A 531-nucleotide genomic window follows, 5' to 3' on the forward strand; every position below is an offset into this window, starting at 1 on the left:
TCGATTAAAGAACCGCTGATTGTTTGGCTCACTGTGCCACTGGCATTGATTGGTGTCACCACGGGCTTGTTGGCACTCAATACGCCGTTTGGCTTTATGGCGTTGCTGGGCTTTTTGAGCTTATCCGGTATGGTACTTAAAAACGGCATTGTTCTGCTCGACCAAATTGAAATTGAGATGAAGTCGGGGAAAGAGGCATATGACGCAGTGGTTGATGCGGCAGTCAGTCGTGTTCGCCCAGTGTGTATGGCAGCGATCACCACCATTTTGGGTATGATTCCTCTTCTACCTGATATCTTCTTTAAACCGATGGCGGTAACGATTATGTTTGGTTTAGGTTTTGCCACCATCCTGACACTTATTGTCGTGCCAGTGTTGTATCGTCTGTTCCATAAAGTGTCGGTGCCGAAATAGGCTTAATGTAAAGTAACGATGTAAAGTTCAGCGCCTCTAGCTGGTGAGTTAGAGGCGCTTTTTATAAGGACGAAAAATGACAGAACACAAAACGTGCGCGTGGGCGATGAACCACCC

The 531-nt window shown here is 46.9% G+C and carries 1 protein-coding gene; it reads left to right on the forward strand.

Annotation, left to right across the window (positions count from 1 at the left end; genetic code table 11):
• A partial coding sequence (locus tag R7Q46_RS29965) for an efflux RND transporter permease subunit (protein WP_318078692.1) occupies nucleotides 1-414 on the forward strand: 414 nt, incomplete at its 5' end.
• Between the last annotated feature and the right edge of the window lie 117 nt (nucleotides 415-531).

It is taken from the genome of Vibrio sp. 811, assembly GCF_033339195.1.